The sequence below is a fragment of the Actinomycetes bacterium genome (assembly GCA_036510875.1).
Taxonomy (GTDB): Bacteria; Actinomycetota; Actinomycetes; order Prado026; family Prado026; genus DATCDE01.
Window position 1 is genome coordinate 1 of the sequence record DATCDE010000025.1, and the last position, 16,780, is coordinate 16,780.

Here is a 16,780-nt window from a genome sequence, read left to right on the forward strand (position 1 = left end):
CGGCGGCTGTACGCGCGGTTCTTCCCGGCCTACCTAGGCCCGGACACACTGCGCGACGTCGCCGAGCGCACGGCGCCGTGCTGGCGCAACCTGTGGGCCCCGAGCGACCCGATCGGCTCGTTCGTGCTCGAGCCGGGCGGCCCGGTGGACACCCGGCTGCTCGACCCGGTGTCGCTGCGGCCGGACGCGTCGGGCTCGCTGCCTCCGCTCGTCGGGCACAGCGGCTTCCTGCGGCGCCCGGAGTACCTGGCCGCCGTCGACACGCTCGCGCACTGCCGGGGCGCTCGGCCGCCCGGCTAGTCCCTGGTCAGCAGCCGGGCCACCTCGGTGGCCCAGTAGGTCAGCACGATGTCGGCGCCGGCCCGGCGGATCGAGGTGAGGGTCTCCAGGATCGAGCGGTCGCGCTCCAGCCAGCCGTTGGCCGCCGCGGCCTCGACCATGGCCATCTCGCCGGACACCTGGTAGGCGGCCACCGGGACGTCCGCGGCGTCGCGGACCCGGCGGACGACGTCCAGGTACGGCAGCGCGGGCTTGACCATGACCAGGTCGGCACCCTCCTCGAGGTCGAGCAGCACCTCGCGCAGCGCCTCGTCGCCGTTGGCCGGGTCCATCTGGTAGGCCCGGCGGTCACCGAACGCGGGGGTGGACTCCGCGGCCTCCCGGAACGGCCCGTAGAAGGCCGAGGCGTACTTCGCGGCGTACGCCAGGACGGCCACCTCGGGGTGCCCGCCGGCGTCCAGGGCCGCGCGGATCGTGCCCACCTGGCCGTCCTGCATGCCGGACGGCGCGACGACCTGGGCGCCGGCCCGCGCCTGTGCCGCGGCGACCGCGGCGTAGCGCTCGAGGGTGGCGTCGTTGTCGACCTCCCCACCGGCGGTGAGCGGGCCGCAGTGGCCGTGGTCGGTGTACTCGCACAGGCACAGGTCGGCCATCAGCACGGTGGCGTCACCGAGGTCGGCGGACAGGTCGCGCAGGGCCGCCTGCACGATGCCGTCGTCCGCGTCGGCCTGGCTGCCGAGGGCGTCCTTGCGCGCCGGGATCCCGAACAGCATCAGCCCGCCCACGCCCGCCTCGACCGCCTCCGCGGCGGCCCGGCGCAGCGAGTCCCGGCTGTGCTGGACGACGCCGGGCATGGCGCCGACCGGCTGCGGCTGCGACAGGCCCTCCTTGACGAACACCGGCAGCACCAGGTCCGCCGGGGCCAGCCGGGTCTCGGCCACCAGCCGCCGCAACGCCGCCGTCCGGCGCAGCCGCCGCGGCCGGTCGGTCGGGAAGCCCATGGCTCACGTCGCCTTGCGCCGGGAGCCGCCCCGGCGCTGCGAGGGCCGCCACACCCGCTCACCCGAGGCCAGGGCCTCCAGCCGCTGGGTGTCGCCGAACTCGGCCAGCGCCGTGGCCAGGGTGTCCATGGCCGGCTGGCCGGCGAGCACATCGACCCGCAGCCCGTGCTCCTCCGCCGTCTTGGCGGTGGCCGGGCCGATGCAGGCGATGACGGTCCGCGCGTGCGGCTTTCCGGCGATACCCACCAGGTTGCGGACCGTGGACGACGACGTGAACACGACCGCGTCGAAGCCGCCGCCCTTGATCGCCTCACGGATCTCGGCGGCCGGGGGCGCTGCCCGCACGGTGCGGTACGCCGTCACGTCGTCGATCTCCCAGCCGAGGGAGACCAGGCCCTCGGCGAGGGTCTCGGTGGCGATGTCGGCCCTGGGCAGGAACACCCGGTCGATCGGGTCGAGGTCGGGGTCGAAGGGCGGCCAGTCCTCCAGCAGTCCGTGCGCGGACTGGTCCCCGGTCGGGACCAGGTCCGGCTGCACGCCGAAGGCCTGCAGCGCCGCGGCGGTCTGCCCGCCCACCGCTGCGACCTTCACGCCGGCGAACGCCCGCGCGTCCAGGCCGTACTCCTCGAACTTCTCCCGCACCGCGCGGACGGCGTTCACCGAGGTGAAGGCCACCCACAGGTAGCGGCCGGAGACCAGGCCCTGGATGGCCCGGTCCATCTGCTGCGGCGTGCGCGGCGGCTCGACCGAGATGGTCGGGACCTCCTCAGGCACCGCACCAAAGGCCCGCAACCGGTCCGACAGCACGCCGGCCTGCTCCTTGGTCCGCGGCACCAGCACCCGCCAGCCGAACAGCGGCTTGGTCTCGAACCAGGACAGCTTCTCGCGCAGGGCCACGACCTCGCCCACCACGACGACGCTCGGCCCGGTGAGCCGGGCCGCCCTCACGTCGGCCGCGATGCGGTCCAGGGTGGACACGACGGTCTGCTGCGCGGTGGTCGTGGCGGCCCTGGTCGCGGCCACCGGGGTGCCCGGTGCCCGGCCGGCCGCGATCAGGGCGGCGGCCACGGAGTCCAGCCGGTCGCCCACGCCGGAGAGCACCAGCGTCACGTGCGGGCGCGCGTGCGCGGCCCAGTCGACCGGCGGGCCGGACGCGTCGACGATGCGCACGTCGTGGTCGTGGGCCGCCGTCAGCGGGAACCCCGCGTGGGTCGGCGCCGCGGTGAAGGCGGACACCCCCGGCACCACCTCGAACGGCACCTTGGCCCGCAGGCAGGCGCTGGCCTCCTCGCCGAGCCCGCCGAACAGCCCCGGGTCCCCCTCGACCAGCCGGACGACGGTCGCCCCGCACTTGGCGGCGTCCACCGCGAGCTTGGCCCTGGCCGCGTGCGCGAGGGGCAGGCCGTCGTCCCCGCAGTCCGCCGAGATGAGCTCCGCGTCGGGACGGGCCAGCGCCAGGACGGCCGGCGCGACCCCGGCGTCGTGCACCACGACGTCCGCGGCGGCCAGCAGCGCGGCGCCTCGCACCGTGAGCAGGCCGGGATCGCCCGGTCCGGCGCCGACGAAGGCGACCGGCTTGGCCGGCGCCCCCTTGCGGCGAGTACGACTCGTCTGGTCGGGACTGTTCACCTGACGCCAACCCCCAGTGATTCGGCTCCCTCGTCCAGCAGCGCAACGGCTAGCCGGTGGCCGAGGGCGTCTGCCTCGGCCGGGGAACCAGTGGTGGACAGACGCAGCAGCCTGCCGCCGTCGGGCGACGCGACCACTGCGCGAAGGAACAACTCGGGCTCGCCGGCGTCGCCCTCGGCCAGCAGGGCGAACGCGCCGACGGGTGCCGAGCAGCCGGCCTCGAGGCCGGCCAGAACGGCCCGCTCCGCCGTGACGGACGCCCGGGTCCCGGGGTCGTCGAGCGGGGCGAACGCGGCGAGCAGGTCGGCGCGGTCGGCGCGCACCTCCACCGCGAGTGCTCCCTGGCCGGGGGCCGGGAGCATCTGGATCGGGTCGATCAGCTCGGTGACGGCGTCGGAGCGGCCCAGCCGGGCCAGCCCGGCCGCGGCCAGCACCACGGCGTCCAGGTCGCCCGGCCCGACCCTGGACAGCCGGGTGTCCACGTTGCCGCGGACGTCGACGATGTCGAAGTCGCGCCCGAGCGCCCGGAGCTGGGCGGCCCGGCGGGGCGACCCGGTGCCGATCCGGGACCCGGCAGGCAGGTCGAGCAGTGTCATCCGGTCGCGGGCCACGAGCGCGTCGCGCGGGTCCTCCCGCAGCGGCACCACGGCCAGCGCGAGGCCCTCGGCCGGGGCGGTCGGGAGGTCCTTCAGCGAGTGCACAGCGAGGTCGACCCGGCCGTCGAGGACGGCGTCGCGCAGCGCTGAGACGAAGACCCCGGTCCCGCCGATCTGGGCCAGCGACGCGGTCGAGGTGTCCCCGGGCGTGGTGATCGTGACCAGCCCGACCTCGGTCCTGGTGAGCTGAGTGAGGGCGGCCGCGATGTGGCCGGACTGGGCGGTGGCCAGGGCGCTGCCTCGGGTGCCCAGCCGCAGGGGGGCGCTCACAGCGCCTCCTCGCCGTCGACCTCGAGCACGTGCACGTCGGCTGTGGTGACCTCGCGGTAGCGCAGCGGGTCCAGGTCGAACAGGGCGTGCAGCGCCTCGGCGTAGGCCAGCCCGGCGGGTTCGGTGGCCAGCTCCTTGACCCGGACGGTCGGCGTGTGCAGCAGCTTGTCCACGACCCGGCGGACGGTCTGCTCGACCTCACTGCGGTCGTCCTGGGACAGGTTCGGCCGGCGCCCGTCGAAGCGGGTCAGCTCGGCGTCGATGACCTCGGCGGCCTTCTGGCGCAGCGCCTTGATCGTCGGGGACACCCGGTCGCCCTGTCGCTGCTGCAGGCCCGCGGCGACCTCCTCGGCGACGATGGCCCGCACCGCCTCGATGTCCGCCGCGTGCCCGTGCTCGACCAGCAGGGCGCCGAGGTCCTCGAGGTCGACGAGGGTCACCCGGTCCAGGCCGTGGACGTCCGGGTCGACGTCCCGCGGCAGGGCCAGGTCGAGGAAGAACAGCGGCCGGCCACCCCGGGCGGCGTGCGCCCGGGTCACCGCCTCGGCGGCGAGCACGAACCCGGTCGCTCCGGTGCAGGACACCACGACGTCCGCCTCGTGCAGCTCCTGCTCGAGCCGCTCCATGGCGACCGCGCGACCGCCGACCTGCTCGGCCAGCCGCTCGGCGTGCTCAGAGGTACGGTTGACGATGACGATGTCCCCCAGGCCGAGCCGGGCCAGCTGGGTCGCCGCGATGGAGCTCATCGACCCGGCCCCCACGACGAGGCTGCGCCGGCCGGCCAACCCGTCCAGGGCCCGCTGGGCCAGCCCCAGCCCCAGCGTCACCACCGCCGACCCGGCCTGGTCGATGCCGGTCTCGCTGTGCGCGCGCTTGCCGACCCGCAGCGCCTGCTGGAACACGTCGTTGAGCACCCGGCCCGCGGATCCCGCGGCCTGCGCCACGGCCAGGCCGTTGCGCACCTGGCCGAGGATTTGGGTCTCGCCGACCACCATCGAGTCCAGCCCGCACACGACCGAGTACAGGTGCTGCAGGACGGCGTCCTCGTAGTGCACGTACAGGTGCGGGCTGAGCTCCTCGACCGAACGGCCGGTCCGCTGCGCCAGCAGCGAGGTCAGCTCGCCCACACCGGCGTGGAACGCCCGCACGTCGGCGTACAGCTCGACCCGGTTGCAGGTCGACACGACTGCCGACTCGGCCACGTGCGGCCCGTCGCCGACCTGCTTGACGAAGCCGGGCAGGTCGTCCGGCCCGACCGCGGCGGCCTCCAGCAGGTCGACGGGCGCGCTGCGGTGCGACAGGCCGACGACGACGAGGCTCATCGGCCGGCCGCCAGGGCAGGGACGGCGGCGTCGGCCTTGCGCTGCTCGTGGAAGGCCAGGATCTGCAGCTCGACACCCAGATCCACCTCACGCACGTCGACCCCGGCGGGCACCACGAGCGGCACCGGGGCGAAGTTGAGGATGCTGGTCACGCCCGCCGCGATCAGCCGGTCGCAGACCTGCTGGGCCGCCGGGCCGGGCACCGCGATCACTCCGATGGTGGCCCGGGTGGACTGCACCAGGCCCTCGAGCCGCCCCAGGTGGGTCACCGGCACGCCGGCGACCTGCTCGCCCACCCGCGCGGGGTCGGCGTCCACCAAACCGACGATCCGGAAGCCCCGGCCGGCGAACCCGCCGTAGTTGGCCAGCGCCCGCCCGAGGTTGCCGACACCCACGATGACCACGGCCCAGTCCTGGGTGAGACCCAGCTCACGGGCGATCTGGTAGATCAGGTAGTCGACGTCGTAGCCGACCCCGCGGGTGCCGTAGGAGCCCAGGTGCGACAGGTCCTTGCGCAGCTTCGGGGAGTTCACCCCGGCGGCCGTGGCCAGCTCCTCGGAGGAGACGGTGCGCACCCCGCTCTCGCCGAGGGCCAGCAGTGCGCGGTGGTACACCGGCAGCCGGGCGACCGTGGCCTCCGGGATCCCGCGGCTGCGGGCAGCCCGGGGATCGACGGGACGACGGCTCACGCGGCGACTCCTGGAGGCGAAGGGCGCCGCTGCTCTCGGCGCGCGGCCACCCACACGCAGGGTAAGTCACTTGTGAACGAACGAACAAAGTCACGAGCGCGGGAGGCCGCCCGGCCGGGTCGGCCGGACGGCTAGCGCGAGCTCACGATCAGCTGCTGCCGCACGCCGCCGCCGGACTGCCCGGGCCGACAGACTGCGTCGTAGTCGCCCACGGCGAGCGCGACGGTGACCGTCTTGGTGGCCCCCGGGGCCAGGTCGCGCAGCTGGTCGCCGACGACGCCGCTCGCGCCCTCGATGCTGAAGGCGGTCACCGCGCGCCCCTGGTTGGACACCTCGAACGTCCAGGTCCCCGCGGTGAGCGTGGTGCCGTCGACCGCGCAGCTGGTGTCGGTGGCCACCACGTGCACGCTGCCGCGGGCGTCGCTGCCGGTTGAACAGCCGGTCAGTGCCGCCCCGGCGACCAGCACCGCCGCGGCCGCGGACCCCAGGGCGAGCCTCACGAGGCCTCGGCGCGCGCCGGGACCGGTGAGCTGGCCGGCGTCCTGGCCGGGCGCAGGAACAGGTACAGGACCGGGACCACGTAGCCGACCCAGACGACCAGCTGCAGCCAGGTGGTCTGCGGGCTGAAGTTGAAGATGCCCCTGAGCAGGGTGCCGTACCAGGAGCCGGGTGGGACCTGGGCGGTCACGTCGAAGGCGAGGGAGTCGGCGCCGGGCAGCACCCCGCCCTCCTGCAGGTCGTGGACGCCGTACGCCAGCACCCCGGCCGCCACGAAGATCAGCAGCACCCCGGTGATCTTGAAGAAGGTGGCGAGGTTGATGGTGACCGCCTTGCGGTACAGCAGCCAGCCCAGCGCCACCGAGGTGCCGATGCCGAGCGCGAAGCCGATGAGCGGCCCCACGGTCGAGCCGGCCGCCTGCACCGCGGTGAACATGAACAGGGCGGTCTCCAGGCCCTCACGGGCCACCGCGAGGAAGGCCATCAGGACGACGGCCAGCGAGCCCATCGCCACTGCGGCGTCCAGCTTGCCCTGCAGCTCCTTGCCGATCCCCCGGGACGCCCGCCGCATCCAGAAGATCATCCAGGTGACGAAGCCGACGGCGACCACCGACAGCACGCCGGCGAAGACCTCCTTCGACTCGTCCGAGCGCAGCACGGTGGCCTCGGTGTAGGTGAGCAGCGCCGCGGACCCCACGCTGAGACCCACCGCGGCGGCGACGCCGGCCCAGACGAGGGGCAGCCGGTCCCGGCGCCCGGTGCGCACCAGGTAGGCCACCAGGATGCTGACGACCAGCGACGCCTCGAGGCCCTCGCGCAGGCCGATCAGGAAGTTGGCGACCACGACTTCACCTTCGTTAGGTTAGGCATACCTAACCACGCCGGTCCCCGGCCCTGTCAACTGCGGCCAGCGCGCCGCGCAGCCGCCGCTCGTCCACCCGCCAGAAGTCGTGCTGCTCGCCGTCCACGAAGGTGACCGGGATCTGCTCCCAGTACCGCTCGAGCAGGTCGGGGTCGCCGGTGATGTCCTGCTCAGCCCACCCCACCCCCAGCTCGGCGCAGACCCGGGCGACGACCGCCCTGGCGTCGTCGCACAGGTGACAGCCGGGGCGGCCGAGCAGGCGCACCCGCGGCGCCGTCAAGGGACCTCCCGCAGCCGGTGCTTGCTCACCTTGCCCACTGGGGAGTGCGGCAGCCGCTCCACGAACTGCACGATGGTCGGCCACTTGAACCGGGCCAGCCGGGTGGCCACGTGCTCGTGCAGCTCCTCGGCGGTCAGCTCAGCGCCCGGCCGGAGCACGATGTAGGCCTTCACCGCCTCGCCCGAGTAGGGGTGCGACACCCCCATGACGGCCACCTCGGCGACGTCCGGATGGCTGGCGATGGCGTCCTCGACCTCGCGCGGGTAGACGTTGAACCCGCTGACGATGATCAACTCCTTGCGCCGGTCGACCAGCACCAGGTCGCCGTCGTCGTCCAGGTAGGCGACATCGCCGGTGGCGAACCAGCCGTCGGCGTCCGGCCCGTCGCTGCCGTCCGGCCAGTACCCGGAGAACAGGTTGGGGCCGCGCACCCAGATCTCGCCGGGGTCGCCCTCCTCGACGCCCTCGCCGTCCTCGTCGACCAGCCGCACCTCGACCCCGGGCAGCGGGGTCCCGACCGAGCCCGGCTTGGCCTGCCCGCGGACCAGGGTGCTGCTCACGCCCGGCGCCGCCTCGGTGAGCCCGTACCCCTCGTAGACGGGCATCCCGGTGGTGGTGGCGATTTGGTCGAGGACGGCGGCCGGCACGGGTGCGGCGCCGGTGACCAGCAGCCGGACCCCACGGAACGCCTGCCGCAGGTCGGGCTGCCCCGACCAGGCGACGTACATCGGCGGCGCCCCGGGGATGTTGGTAATCCCGCGCTCGCGCACGACCCGCAGCGTCTCGGCCGGATCGAACCGGTCGACGAGGACGACGGTCGCCGCGACCCGGGCCACCTGCGCGAGGGTGCCGTTGAGCGCGTAGATGTGGAACATCGGCAGCACGAGCAGCACCACGTCGTCCGGGACCACGGCCGGGACGGCCAGCCCGTGGACCTGCTCGACGCTGGCCAGCATGGCCCGGTGGGTGAGCATCGCCGCGCGGCTCCGGCCGCTCGTGCCGGACGTGTAGAGCAGGACGGCGAGGTCCTCGGCACCGGTGTCGTGCGGGCGGGGCTGGCCGGTGAACGAGCCGTACGCGGTCTCGCCGGGCGCCGGGGCCCCGACGACGACCCGGACGGGTCCGTCCGCGGCCGGCCGGGCGCGGACCGCCGTGGCCGCCGTCCGGTCGAAGACGACCGCGCGGGCCCCGGAGTCGGCGAGCAGGTGCGCGATCTCGGGCTCGGTGGAGCCGGTGTTCACCGGGACCGCGACCAGCCCGACCCGCAGCGCGCCGAAGTAGGTGGTCACGAACTCGGCGCAGTTGCCCAGCACGATGGCCACCCGGTCGCCGGGCGCCAGCCCGAGCCCCTGCAGCCCGGCCCCCACCGTGTCGACCTGGGCGTCGACCTGGGCCCAGGTCAGCGTCCGCTCGCCGTCCAGCACCGCCGCATGGTCGGGCCGCTGGCCCGCCGCGGCCCGCACCAGATCGGCGAGATTGGCTCCCACGTTCGGAGTCTCCCATACGCTCATGGCCCATGGCCGAGCGTTCCGAACTCGCCCCTGCGGTCGTCGCCGGCCAGGCCGCGGCCGCCGTGGCCGAGGTCGAGGCGGCCCTGACGGCCCCGCCCGACCCGACGGCCGCCGCCTTCTTCGACCTCGACAACACGGTCGTGCGCGGCGCCTCGATCTACCACCTGGCCAGGGGGCTGGCCCGGCGCAAGTTCTTCACGGTCCGCGACGTCGTCGGCTTCGCCAGCGACCAGGTGAAGTTCCGGGTGTTCGGCCAGGAGGACCTCGCCGACATGGCGGACGCGACCGAGGCGGCGCTCAGCTTCGTCGAGGGCCACCAGGTGTCCGAGATGGTCCAGCTGGCCAGGGAGATCTTCGACGAGTCGATCGGCGGCAAGCTCTACCCCGGCACCCTGACGCTGGCCCGGGCACACCTGGACGCCGGCCAGCGGGTGTGGCTGGTGTCCGCCGCGCCGGTCGAGATGGCCTCGGTCATCGCCAAGCGGCTGGGGCTCACCGGGGCGCTCGGCACCGTGTCGGAGACCCGCAACGGCGTCTACACCGGTCGGCTGGTCGGCAAGCCGCTGCACGGCCCGGCCAAGGCGGAGGCGGTGCGCGCGCTGGCCGCGCGCGAGGGCCTGGACCTGCAGCGCTGCGGCGCGTACTCCGACTCCTCCAACGACATCCCGATGCTCTCGCTCGTCGGCGACCCGTGCGCGATCAACCCGGACACCAAGCTGCTGCGGCACGCACGCGACCTGGGCTGGCGTGTGTACGACTACCGCACCGGTCGCAAGGCCGCCAAGATCGGGCTGCCGGTGATGGCCGCTGCGGGAACGGTCGCCGGGATCGCGGCCACGGCGGTCGCCATCGACCGCCACCGCCGCCAACCGCCGCCGCCCTGACCCACCCGTCACGCACGAGTGCGCCGCCCAGCGCGCCCGAGGGTCAGAAGAAGACGCTGCGGCGCTGGACGAGCAGCCGGTAGAGGGTCTGCTGGATGGTCTCGCGGACCTGGTCGGTCAAGTTGAACACGAGCATCGGGTCGTCGGCCGCGCTGTCGACGAAGGTGTCCGTGGGGATCGGCTCCCCGAACTCGATGATCCACTTGCTGGGCAGCGGCACCATGCCCAGCGGCCCGAGCCAGGGGAACGTGGGGGTGAGCGGGAAGTACGGCAGCCCGAACAGCCGGGCCAGGGTCCGGGCGTTGCCCACGATCGGGTAGATCTCCTCGGCGCCCACGATCGAGACCGGGATGATCGGCACCTTGGTGCGCAGCGCCGCGGAGACGAACCCGCCGCGGCCGAACCGCTGCAGCTTGTACCGCTCCGAGAACGGCTTGCCGACCCCCTTGAACCCCTCCGGCCACACGCCCACAAGCTCACCGCGGCGCAGCAGCCGCTCGGCGTCCTCGTTGCAGGCCAGCGTGCCGCCGGTCTTGCGGGCGAACTCGCTGACCACGGGGGTGGAGAACACCAGGTTCGCGCCGAGCATCCGCAGCGGACGGCGGGCCGGGTGGTGGTCCAGCAGCGCCAGCTGGGTCATCACCGCGTCGATCGCGATGGTTCCCGAGTGGTTGGCCACCACCAGCGCGCCGCCGGTGTCCGGCACGTTCTCCAGGCCGCGGGTCTCCACCCGGAACCACGAGTTGTAGAGCGGTCGCAGCGCCGCGAACAGCACCTTGTCGGCCAGCTCGGGGTCGAAGCCGAAGTCGTCGACGACGTAGTCGCCGGTGATCCGGCGGCGCAGGAAGGCCAACGCCGCGGCCACCTTGGCGTCGAGGTCGGCGCCGGCGGGCAGCGGCTGCAGCGCCTCGGCCACCGCGGCGCGGACCCGCTCGGCCTCGCTCAGCGGCGGCCGCTCGGGCGCAGGAGGCTCGACCGGCGCAGGCTCGACCGGTGCCTGCGGTGGGGTGGGCCGGTCGGCCTTCTTCGCCCGCGGACGGCGCGGCTTGGCCGGGTCGCCGTCCCCGATCGGGATCACCTTCGCCTCAGCCATCGGACCGGCTCCCCACGAGCACCGCAGCCAGCCGGTCCTCGACGGCCTCGACCGTCGACGGCGGCAGGTGCCGGTTCAGCTGGTGCGCCCGCACGAAGTCGTCGAAGGTGTCCGACGTCGTCCACTGCGGCTCGAAGCCGAGTCGGCTACGCATCCGGGTGGTGTCCAGCCCGCGGCCGTAGGTGAGGAAGCGCAGCTGCTCGGGGGAGAAGTCGACCACCCGGGCCCGGCGCACCAGCCCGCCGATGGAGGAGACGAACGGCGCGAACAACGGCAGCGTCGGGCGGCCGGCCCGGTGCACGGCCTGGGAAAGCAGCATCACACCGTCGCCGGCGATGTTGAAGGTGCCGGGGTGGTCGGTCACCGTGGTGCGGCGCAGCACCTCGAGCCCGTCCTCTTCGTGCACGAACTGCAACCGCGGGTCGAAGCCGAGCACCGTCGGCACGACCGGCAGCGAGAAGTACGCGGACATCGGGGTCTCGATCCGGGGCCCCAGGAAGTTCGCGAAGCGCAGCACGGTGACCGTAACGTCCGGCCGGCGCCGGGCGAACCCCCGGACGTACCCCTCCACCTCGACCGAATCCTTGGCGAAGCCGGCCCGCGGCAGCGCCTTCGGCTCCATGTCCTCGGTGAACATGGCCGGGTCCTTGGGCGAGGAGCCGTAGACGGTCGACGACGACTTCACCACGAGCTTGCGCACCGAGGGCGCCTTCTGGCAGGCAGCCAGCAGCTGCATGGTGCCGATGACATTGACCTCTTTCATGATCATCCGGCCGCCGGCACTGCCGGGCTGGGCCAGGACGCTCATGTGAACGACGGTGTCGACCTCGGCGCTCGCGATGACCTTCGCGATGATCGGGTTGCGGATGTCGGCCCGGACGAACTCGGCCTCGCCGATGTCGTCACGCGGGGGCACGACGTCGACCCCGATGACCCGGTCGATCTTCGGGTCCTCGGTGAGCATCCGAGCAAGCCGGCCGCCCAAGTAGCGCGCCACGCCAGTGACGAGCACGACTCGGGTCTGGCCGGCCATGGCAGGGCTACTTCTTGTTGCGGCGCTGCACGCGCGTCTTCTTGAGCAGCTTGCGGTGCTTCTTCTTGGCCATGCGCTTGCGACGCTTCTTGATGACGGAGCCCACGGTGTCCTCGATGTCTTCCGGTGGATGCGGCCCTCAGCCTACCGGCACGGGGTGTGCGGCCACGTCCGAGTCGCTCAGGCGGTCTCGACGAAGGAGTCCCGCAGGTAGTCGTGCACGGCCTGCTCGGGCACCCGGAACGAGCGGCCCACCCGGATCGCCGGCAGGTCACCGGCATGGACCAGCCGGTACACGGTCATCTTCGACACGCGCATGATGCCGGCCACCTCGGCCACCGTCAGGAAGCGCACCTCAGACAGGGGCTGGTCCCCCGATCCTGACGCCATCGCGCACCGCACCTTCGTCTGTGCCTCCGCCGCAACGGCTCCCCACCGTCGCAGGTCACGGACGCGTTCGCTCGATGGTAGTGACGACCGGCGCGGTCGCGGGAGGGGAATGCGCAAACACGAAGCGTGACCCCTCGCTACAGGTCGAGGTCGGGGTCCAGCCCGTGCAGCGGGAACACCGCGCTGCGGGTGGCCGCGACCGCGCGGTCGAGCAGGTCGTCGTGCGGGTCGTAGCCGGAGCTCCACCGCCGGACGACCGGCTCGGCGCCGTCGGTCATGTGGCCCGGCCCGGTCCGGCCGAGCCGCTCGAGCACGTACTCGGTCCACCCGGCGGGGACGGCCGTGGCCGGGTCCACCCGGCGTCCGACCACCTCACCGATGAGGTGCGCCCAGGCCCTGGGCACCACCTCGACGTGCTCGTACCCGCCGCCACCGAACGCCACCCAGCGTCCGTCGGCGTGGTCGTGCGCGAGCGAGTGCAGCGTCCGGTAGGCCGAGCGCTGCCCGTCCACGGTCAGCGCCAGATGCGCCAGCGGGTCCAGGAAGTGACTGTCACAGCCGTGCTGGGTCACCAGCAGCTGGGGCTGGAACGAATCGATCAGCTGGGGGACGACGGCGTGGAAGGCGCGCAGCCAGCCCTCGTCCCCGGTGCCGGGGGGCAGCGCGACGTTCACCGCGGTGCCCTCGGCCCCGGGACCGCCGATCTCCTGCGGGTAGCCGGTGCCGGGGAACAGGGTGCGCGGCGTCTCGTGCAGCGAGATGGTCAGCACCCGGGGGTCGCGCCAGAACGCCCGCTCGACGCCGTCCCCGTGGTGGACGTCGATGTCGACGTAGGCGACCCGCTCGGCGCCGTTGGCCAGCGCCCAGGCGATGGCCACCGCCACGTCGTTGTAGATGCAGAACCCGGACGCCGACGACGCCATCGCGTGGTGCAGCCCGCCCGCGATGTTGATCGCGTGCTCGGAGTCTGCGTCCGGGCCCCACACCGAGCGCATGGCCACCAGGCTGGCCCCGACCACGTGGGCCGCGGCGTCGTGCATGCCAGGGAACACCGGGTCGTCCTCGGTGCCCAAGCCGTGCCCGAGGTCGACCGTGCTTGGGTTCTCGGCGGCGCGCCGGACGGCCTCCAGGTAGTCGGCCGTGTGCACCAGCATGAGCTCGTCGTCAGTGGCCAGGTCGGCGGTCTTCTCGACGACGTTCGGCCCGTCCAGCAGCCCGAGGTCGCGGGCGAGCCGGACCGCGAGCTCAACGCGCACCGGGGCCAACGGGTGGCCGGGCCCGAAGTTGTAGGCGGCCATCCGGTCGTCCCAGACGAAGGTGACGCGCTCGCTCATAGCCGCACGCTACCGGCGGACCCCGCGGGCCCTGCGACCACCGTGCTCACTCGCTGCGCAGCGCAACGACCGGGTCCAGCCGGCCGGCCCGGCGGGCCGGGACGACACCGAAGAACACCCCCACACCGACCGACACTCCGAAGGCCAGCAGCAGCGACCACCAGGCGACGACCGCGGGCAGCGGCGAGAAGGTGTCGGCCAGCACCGCGGCGCCGACGCCCAGCGCCATCCCGAGGCCACCGCCCAGGGTGGTGAGCAGCACCGCCTCGATGAGGAACTGCGCGGTGATGTCGCGATGCTTGGCCCCGAGCGCCTTGCGCAGCCCGATCTCCCTGGTCCGCTCCCGGACCGACACGAGCATGATGTTCGAGACGCCGACGCCGCCGACGAGCAGCGAGATGGCAGCGATCGCGGCCAGCACGAGGGTGAGCAGGCTGAGGATCGTGCCGATGGTGCCCAGGATTTGGGTCTGGGTGACCGCCGAGAACTTCTCGCCCGGGTACTTCTGCTCGAGCCCGCTGACGATGCGGCTCTGCAGCGGGGGGATCGAGTCGATGGTCGGGGCCTTCACGGCGAGCCCGTCGATGCGGTCGACGCCGAACAGCCGCTGCGCCGCCGTGACCGGGATGCTGATCTCCTTGTCCCGGCTGACCCCGAACGTCGAGCCCTGCGAGGCGAACACCCCGATCACCCGGAACCGCACCCCGGCGATGGACACCTGCCGGCCCAGCGGCTCGACGTCGCCGAACAGCTCGGCGGCCACGTCGGACCCCAGGACTGCGACCCGGCGCCGGGTGTCGACGTCGGCCCGGCTGAGGAACCGCCCCCTGGCCAGCGGCCGGTCGAGCACGTTGGGCACGTTCTCGTTGGTGCCGTTGACCGTCACGAACACGTCGTTGGCCCCGACCCGGACGTCCTCGCCGGAGCTCAGCGTCGTCGCTACCGCGGACCGGTCGCCGACGATGCGCCCCACGTAGTCGACGTCCGCCAGGGTCAGTCGGCTCAGGGTCGGCGTGGTGCCGAAGGAGAACTCGCCCGGCACCACGAGGATCAGGTTCGAGCCGAGCCCCTGGACCTGCTGCTCCACCTCGCGCTTGGCCCCGCTGCCGATCGCCACCAGGACGACGACCGCCGCCACCCCGATGATCACGCCGAGCATGGTCAGCCCGCTGCGCAGCCGGTTCGCCAGCAGCGCGTCCCAGGCGGCGCCGAACGCCTCGCGCACCCTCATCCGGCTGCGGTGTCCCGTTCGATGAGCCCGTCCCGCACGTACACCTGGCGGCGGGCCCGCGCGGCGATGTCGTGGTCATGGGTGACCAGGACGACGGCCACCCCGCGCTCCCGGTTCAGCCGCTCCAGGATGCCCATCAGCTCGGCCCCGCTGGCGGTGTCCAGGTTGCCGGTCGGCTCGTCGGCGAGCAGCACCTGCGGGTCGCCGACGAGCGCCCTGGCGATGGCCACCCGCTGCTGCTCGCCGCCGGACATCTGGGCCGGCCGGTGGCGCAGCCGGTGCCCGAGGCCGACCGACTCCAGCGCGGCCACGGCCCGCTCCACCCGCTCCGGCCTGCGGACGCCCCGGTACACTAGGGGCAGCGCCACGTTGTCCGTGGCCGACGTCCGGGGCAGCAGCTGGAAGGACTGGAAGACGAACCCGATGGTGCGGTTGCGCAGCTCGGCCAGGTCGTTCGGCGCGAGCTCGGTGATGTCGCTGCCACCGATCCGCAGCACACCCGACGACGGCTTGTCCAGGCAGCCGAGCAGGTGCATGAGGGTGGACTTGCCCGACCCGGACGGGCCGACCACCGCGATGTACTCCCCCGCCTGCACCCGCAGCGACACCCCGCGCAGCGCCGCGACCTCCACGCCCTCGAGCTGGTAGACCCGGGTGACGTCCACGGCCTCGATGGCAGACGAGGTCACGCTACCCGCCCTCGACCTGCTGGCCCTCGGTCACCTTGTCGGCCCCCTTGACCACGACCCGCTCGCCCACGGCCAGCCCGCTGGAGATCTGGACCTGCGACTCGCCCTGCGCGCCGAGGACGACGAAGCGGCGGTGGGCGACGCCGTTCTCCACGACCCACACCGCGTCCCGGTCGCCGTCCCGGAAGACCGCGGCGGCCGGGACGGCGACGGCGGCCTTGGCCGTCAGCACCCGCAACGAGGCCACCGCGGACATCCCGGGTCGCGGGGCCGGTGCGGGGTCGCCCGACGCGGTCGTGCCACCGCCGAGGGACAGCCGCACGACGTAGGAGACCCCGCCACGCGACGACGTCGTGGGCGCGAGGTCCACTGACGTGACCGTGCCCGCATAGCTGGCGTCGGGCACCGCGTCCAGGCTGACGTCGGCCTCGATGCCCGGTTTGACCGTGAGCACGTCGGTCTCGTCGACGGTCGCCACCAGTGACATCGTCGAGACGTCGGTGACGCTGAGCAGGGTCGATCCGCTGCTCACCGGCATGCCGACCGTCAGCGCCCCGCTGGTCACCGACGAGCTCGAGCTGCCGCCGAGCAGCGACTGCGCCTGGCCCTGCACGGACGACGGCAGCTGGCTCACCAGCGAGGAGACGTCCGAGGAACCGCCGCCGGACGCGACGCCGCCGAGCACCACGGTGCCGGCGATGGGCGCCTTGACGACCAGCGCGTCGACGGTGGCCTGAGCGACGGCCAGGGCCGCACTGGTCGAGGCCCGCTGCGTCTGCGCCAGCGACGAGGCGACCGCCTCGAGGCCGGCGATGCCGGAGTTGGCATTGGCCACCGCCCGCTGGGCCGCGACCCGGGCGCTGGCGTACTGCGCCTGCGCGGTCGCGATCTGGGCCAGCGCCTGGGCCCGCAGGGTGGCGTCCGGGATCTGCTCGGCAGCCGCCTTGGCCGAGGCGAAGGACTGCTGCGCCGCCGCGTCCGCCGCAGCCAGCCCGCTTGCGTCGACCCGGGGCAGGGCGACGTTGGCGGACGCGGCGGCCGCGGCGTCGGCCTGTTGGGCCTGGGCCAGCGCGGAGGTGGCCTGCGGGCTGGACAGCCGGACCAGCACCTGGCCCGCGGTCACCTGCTG

At 73.7% G+C, this 16,780-nt stretch carries 19 protein-coding genes; 2 read left to right on the top strand and 17 right to left on the bottom strand.

All coding sequences use genetic code 11. The features are described 5' to 3' along the window. A partial coding sequence (locus VIM19_01490; GenBank protein HEY5183585.1) for a hypothetical protein occupies positions 1-300 on the top strand: 300 nt, incomplete at its 5' end. Here VIM19_01490 and hemB read toward each other — a convergent pair. The 9 genes from hemB to VIM19_01535 all read right to left on the bottom strand — a co-directional run bounded on the left by hemB (position 297) and on the right by VIM19_01535 (position 8,973). Continuing rightward, the gene (hemB, locus tag VIM19_01495) at positions 297-1,280 is read right to left on the bottom strand and encodes a porphobilinogen synthase (protein HEY5183586.1); all 984 of its coding nucleotides are present in this window, start codon (positions 1,278-1,280) and stop codon (positions 297-299) included. The genes VIM19_01490 and hemB overlap by 4 nt on opposite strands. Positions 1,281-1,283: 3 nt before the next feature. Further along, positions 1,284-2,909 carry a uroporphyrinogen-III synthase gene (locus VIM19_01500; protein HEY5183587.1) on the bottom strand — a complete coding sequence of 542 codons (1,626 nt, stop codon included), beginning with the start codon at positions 2,907-2,909 and terminating at the stop codon, positions 1,284-1,286. Further along, entirely contained in the window at positions 2,906-3,835 is a 930-nt protein-coding gene (hemC, locus tag VIM19_01505) for a hydroxymethylbilane synthase (protein HEY5183588.1), read from the bottom strand. The genes VIM19_01500 and hemC overlap by 4 nt, the downstream gene beginning before the upstream one ends. After that, positions 3,832-5,157, bottom strand: a complete 1,326-nt coding sequence (locus VIM19_01510; GenBank protein ID HEY5183589.1) for a glutamyl-tRNA reductase — start codon at positions 5,155-5,157, stop codon at positions 3,832-3,834. Before VIM19_01510 ends, hemC begins: the two co-directional genes overlap by 4 nt. After that, positions 5,154-5,846: a redox-sensing transcriptional repressor Rex gene (locus VIM19_01515; protein ID HEY5183590.1), complete on the bottom strand. Its 693-nt coding sequence runs from the start codon at positions 5,844-5,846 to the stop codon at positions 5,154-5,156. The genes VIM19_01510 and VIM19_01515 overlap by 4 nt, the downstream gene beginning before the upstream one ends. A gap of 131 nt (positions 5,847-5,977) precedes the next feature. Next, complete coding sequence (locus VIM19_01520) at positions 5,978-6,346, bottom strand: cupredoxin domain-containing protein (GenBank protein ID HEY5183591.1); 369 nt, start codon at positions 6,344-6,346, stop codon at positions 5,978-5,980. Beyond that, positions 6,343-7,188, bottom strand: a complete 846-nt coding sequence (efeU, locus tag VIM19_01525) for an iron uptake transporter permease EfeU (protein HEY5183592.1) — start codon at positions 7,186-7,188, stop codon at positions 6,343-6,345. The genes VIM19_01520 and efeU overlap by 4 nt, the downstream gene beginning before the upstream one ends. 28 nt (positions 7,189-7,216) lie before the next feature. Beyond that, positions 7,217-7,486 carry a glutaredoxin family protein gene (locus tag VIM19_01530; GenBank protein ID HEY5183593.1) on the bottom strand — a complete coding sequence of 90 codons (270 nt, stop codon included), beginning with the start codon at positions 7,484-7,486 and terminating at the stop codon, positions 7,217-7,219. After that, positions 7,483-8,973, bottom strand: a complete 1,491-nt coding sequence (locus VIM19_01535; GenBank protein ID HEY5183594.1) for an AMP-binding protein — start codon at positions 8,971-8,973, stop codon at positions 7,483-7,485. Before VIM19_01535 ends, VIM19_01530 begins: the two co-directional genes overlap by 4 nt. A 29-nt stretch (positions 8,974-9,002) precedes the next feature. Between VIM19_01535 and VIM19_01540 the strand changes: the two genes are divergently transcribed. Continuing rightward, a complete protein-coding gene (locus VIM19_01540) occupies positions 9,003-9,881 on the top strand; it encodes an HAD-IB family hydrolase (protein ID HEY5183595.1) in 879 nt (292 codons plus the stop codon). Between the two features lie 43 nt (positions 9,882-9,924). On the opposite strand, the gene VIM19_01545 is transcribed toward VIM19_01540, so the two are convergent. The 8 genes from VIM19_01545 to VIM19_01580 all read right to left on the bottom strand — a co-directional run. Continuing rightward, the gene (locus tag VIM19_01545) at positions 9,925-10,974 is read right to left on the bottom strand and encodes a lysophospholipid acyltransferase family protein (GenBank protein HEY5183596.1); all 1,050 of its coding nucleotides are present in this window, start codon (positions 10,972-10,974) and stop codon (positions 9,925-9,927) included. Beyond that, positions 10,967-12,007: an SDR family oxidoreductase gene (locus tag VIM19_01550; protein HEY5183597.1), complete on the bottom strand. Its 1,041-nt coding sequence runs from the start codon at positions 12,005-12,007 to the stop codon at positions 10,967-10,969. Before VIM19_01550 ends, VIM19_01545 begins: the two co-directional genes overlap by 8 nt. 7 nt (positions 12,008-12,014) lie before the next feature. Beyond that, positions 12,015-12,113, bottom strand: coding sequence for an AURKAIP1/COX24 domain-containing protein (locus tag VIM19_01555; protein HEY5183598.1), 99 nt, complete (start codon positions 12,111-12,113; stop codon positions 12,015-12,017). Positions 12,114-12,187: 74 nt separating this feature from the next. Next, on the bottom strand, positions 12,188-12,397 hold the full coding sequence (locus tag VIM19_01560) for a helix-turn-helix domain-containing protein (GenBank protein HEY5183599.1): 210 nt from the start codon (positions 12,395-12,397) through the stop codon (positions 12,188-12,190). Positions 12,398-12,534: 137 nt separating this feature from the next. Then, the gene (locus tag VIM19_01565; GenBank protein ID HEY5183600.1) at positions 12,535-13,731 is read right to left on the bottom strand and encodes an acetoin utilization protein AcuC; all 1,197 of its coding nucleotides are present in this window, start codon (positions 13,729-13,731) and stop codon (positions 12,535-12,537) included. A 46-nt stretch (positions 13,732-13,777) separates the two neighbouring features. After that, a complete protein-coding gene (locus VIM19_01570) occupies positions 13,778-14,962 on the bottom strand; it encodes an ABC transporter permease (protein HEY5183601.1) in 1,185 nt (394 codons plus the stop codon). Beyond that, entirely contained in the window at positions 14,959-15,651 is a 693-nt protein-coding gene (locus tag VIM19_01575) for an ABC transporter ATP-binding protein (GenBank protein ID HEY5183602.1), read from the bottom strand. Before VIM19_01575 ends, VIM19_01570 begins: the two co-directional genes overlap by 4 nt. Before the next feature lies 1 nt (position 15,652). Continuing rightward, a partial coding sequence (locus VIM19_01580; protein ID HEY5183603.1) for an efflux RND transporter periplasmic adaptor subunit occupies positions 15,653-16,780 on the bottom strand: 1,128 nt, incomplete at its 5' end.

Coding starts and splice junctions, on each gene's coding strand:
- VIM19_01565 (HEY5183600.1), bottom strand. CDS start 13,731: ATGAGCGAGCGCGTCACCTTCGTCTGGGACGACCGGATGGCCGCCTAC.
- VIM19_01560 (HEY5183599.1), bottom strand. CDS start 12,397: ATGGCGTCAGGATCGGGGGACCAGCCCCTGTCTGAGGTGCGCTTCCTG.
- VIM19_01570 (HEY5183601.1), bottom strand. CDS start 14,962: ATGAGGGTGCGCGAGGCGTTCGGCGCCGCCTGGGACGCGCTGCTGGCG.
- VIM19_01510 (HEY5183589.1), bottom strand. CDS start 5,157: ATGAGCCTCGTCGTCGTCGGCCTGTCGCACCGCAGCGCGCCCGTCGAC.
- hemB (HEY5183586.1), bottom strand. CDS start 1,280: ATGGGCTTCCCGACCGACCGGCCGCGGCGGCTGCGCCGGACGGCGGCG.
- VIM19_01545 (HEY5183596.1), bottom strand. CDS start 10,974: ATGGCTGAGGCGAAGGTGATCCCGATCGGGGACGGCGACCCGGCCAAG.
- VIM19_01540 (HEY5183595.1), top strand. CDS start 9,003: ATGGCCGAGCGTTCCGAACTCGCCCCTGCGGTCGTCGCCGGCCAGGCC.
- VIM19_01550 (HEY5183597.1), bottom strand. CDS start 12,007: ATGGCCGGCCAGACCCGAGTCGTGCTCGTCACTGGCGTGGCGCGCTAC.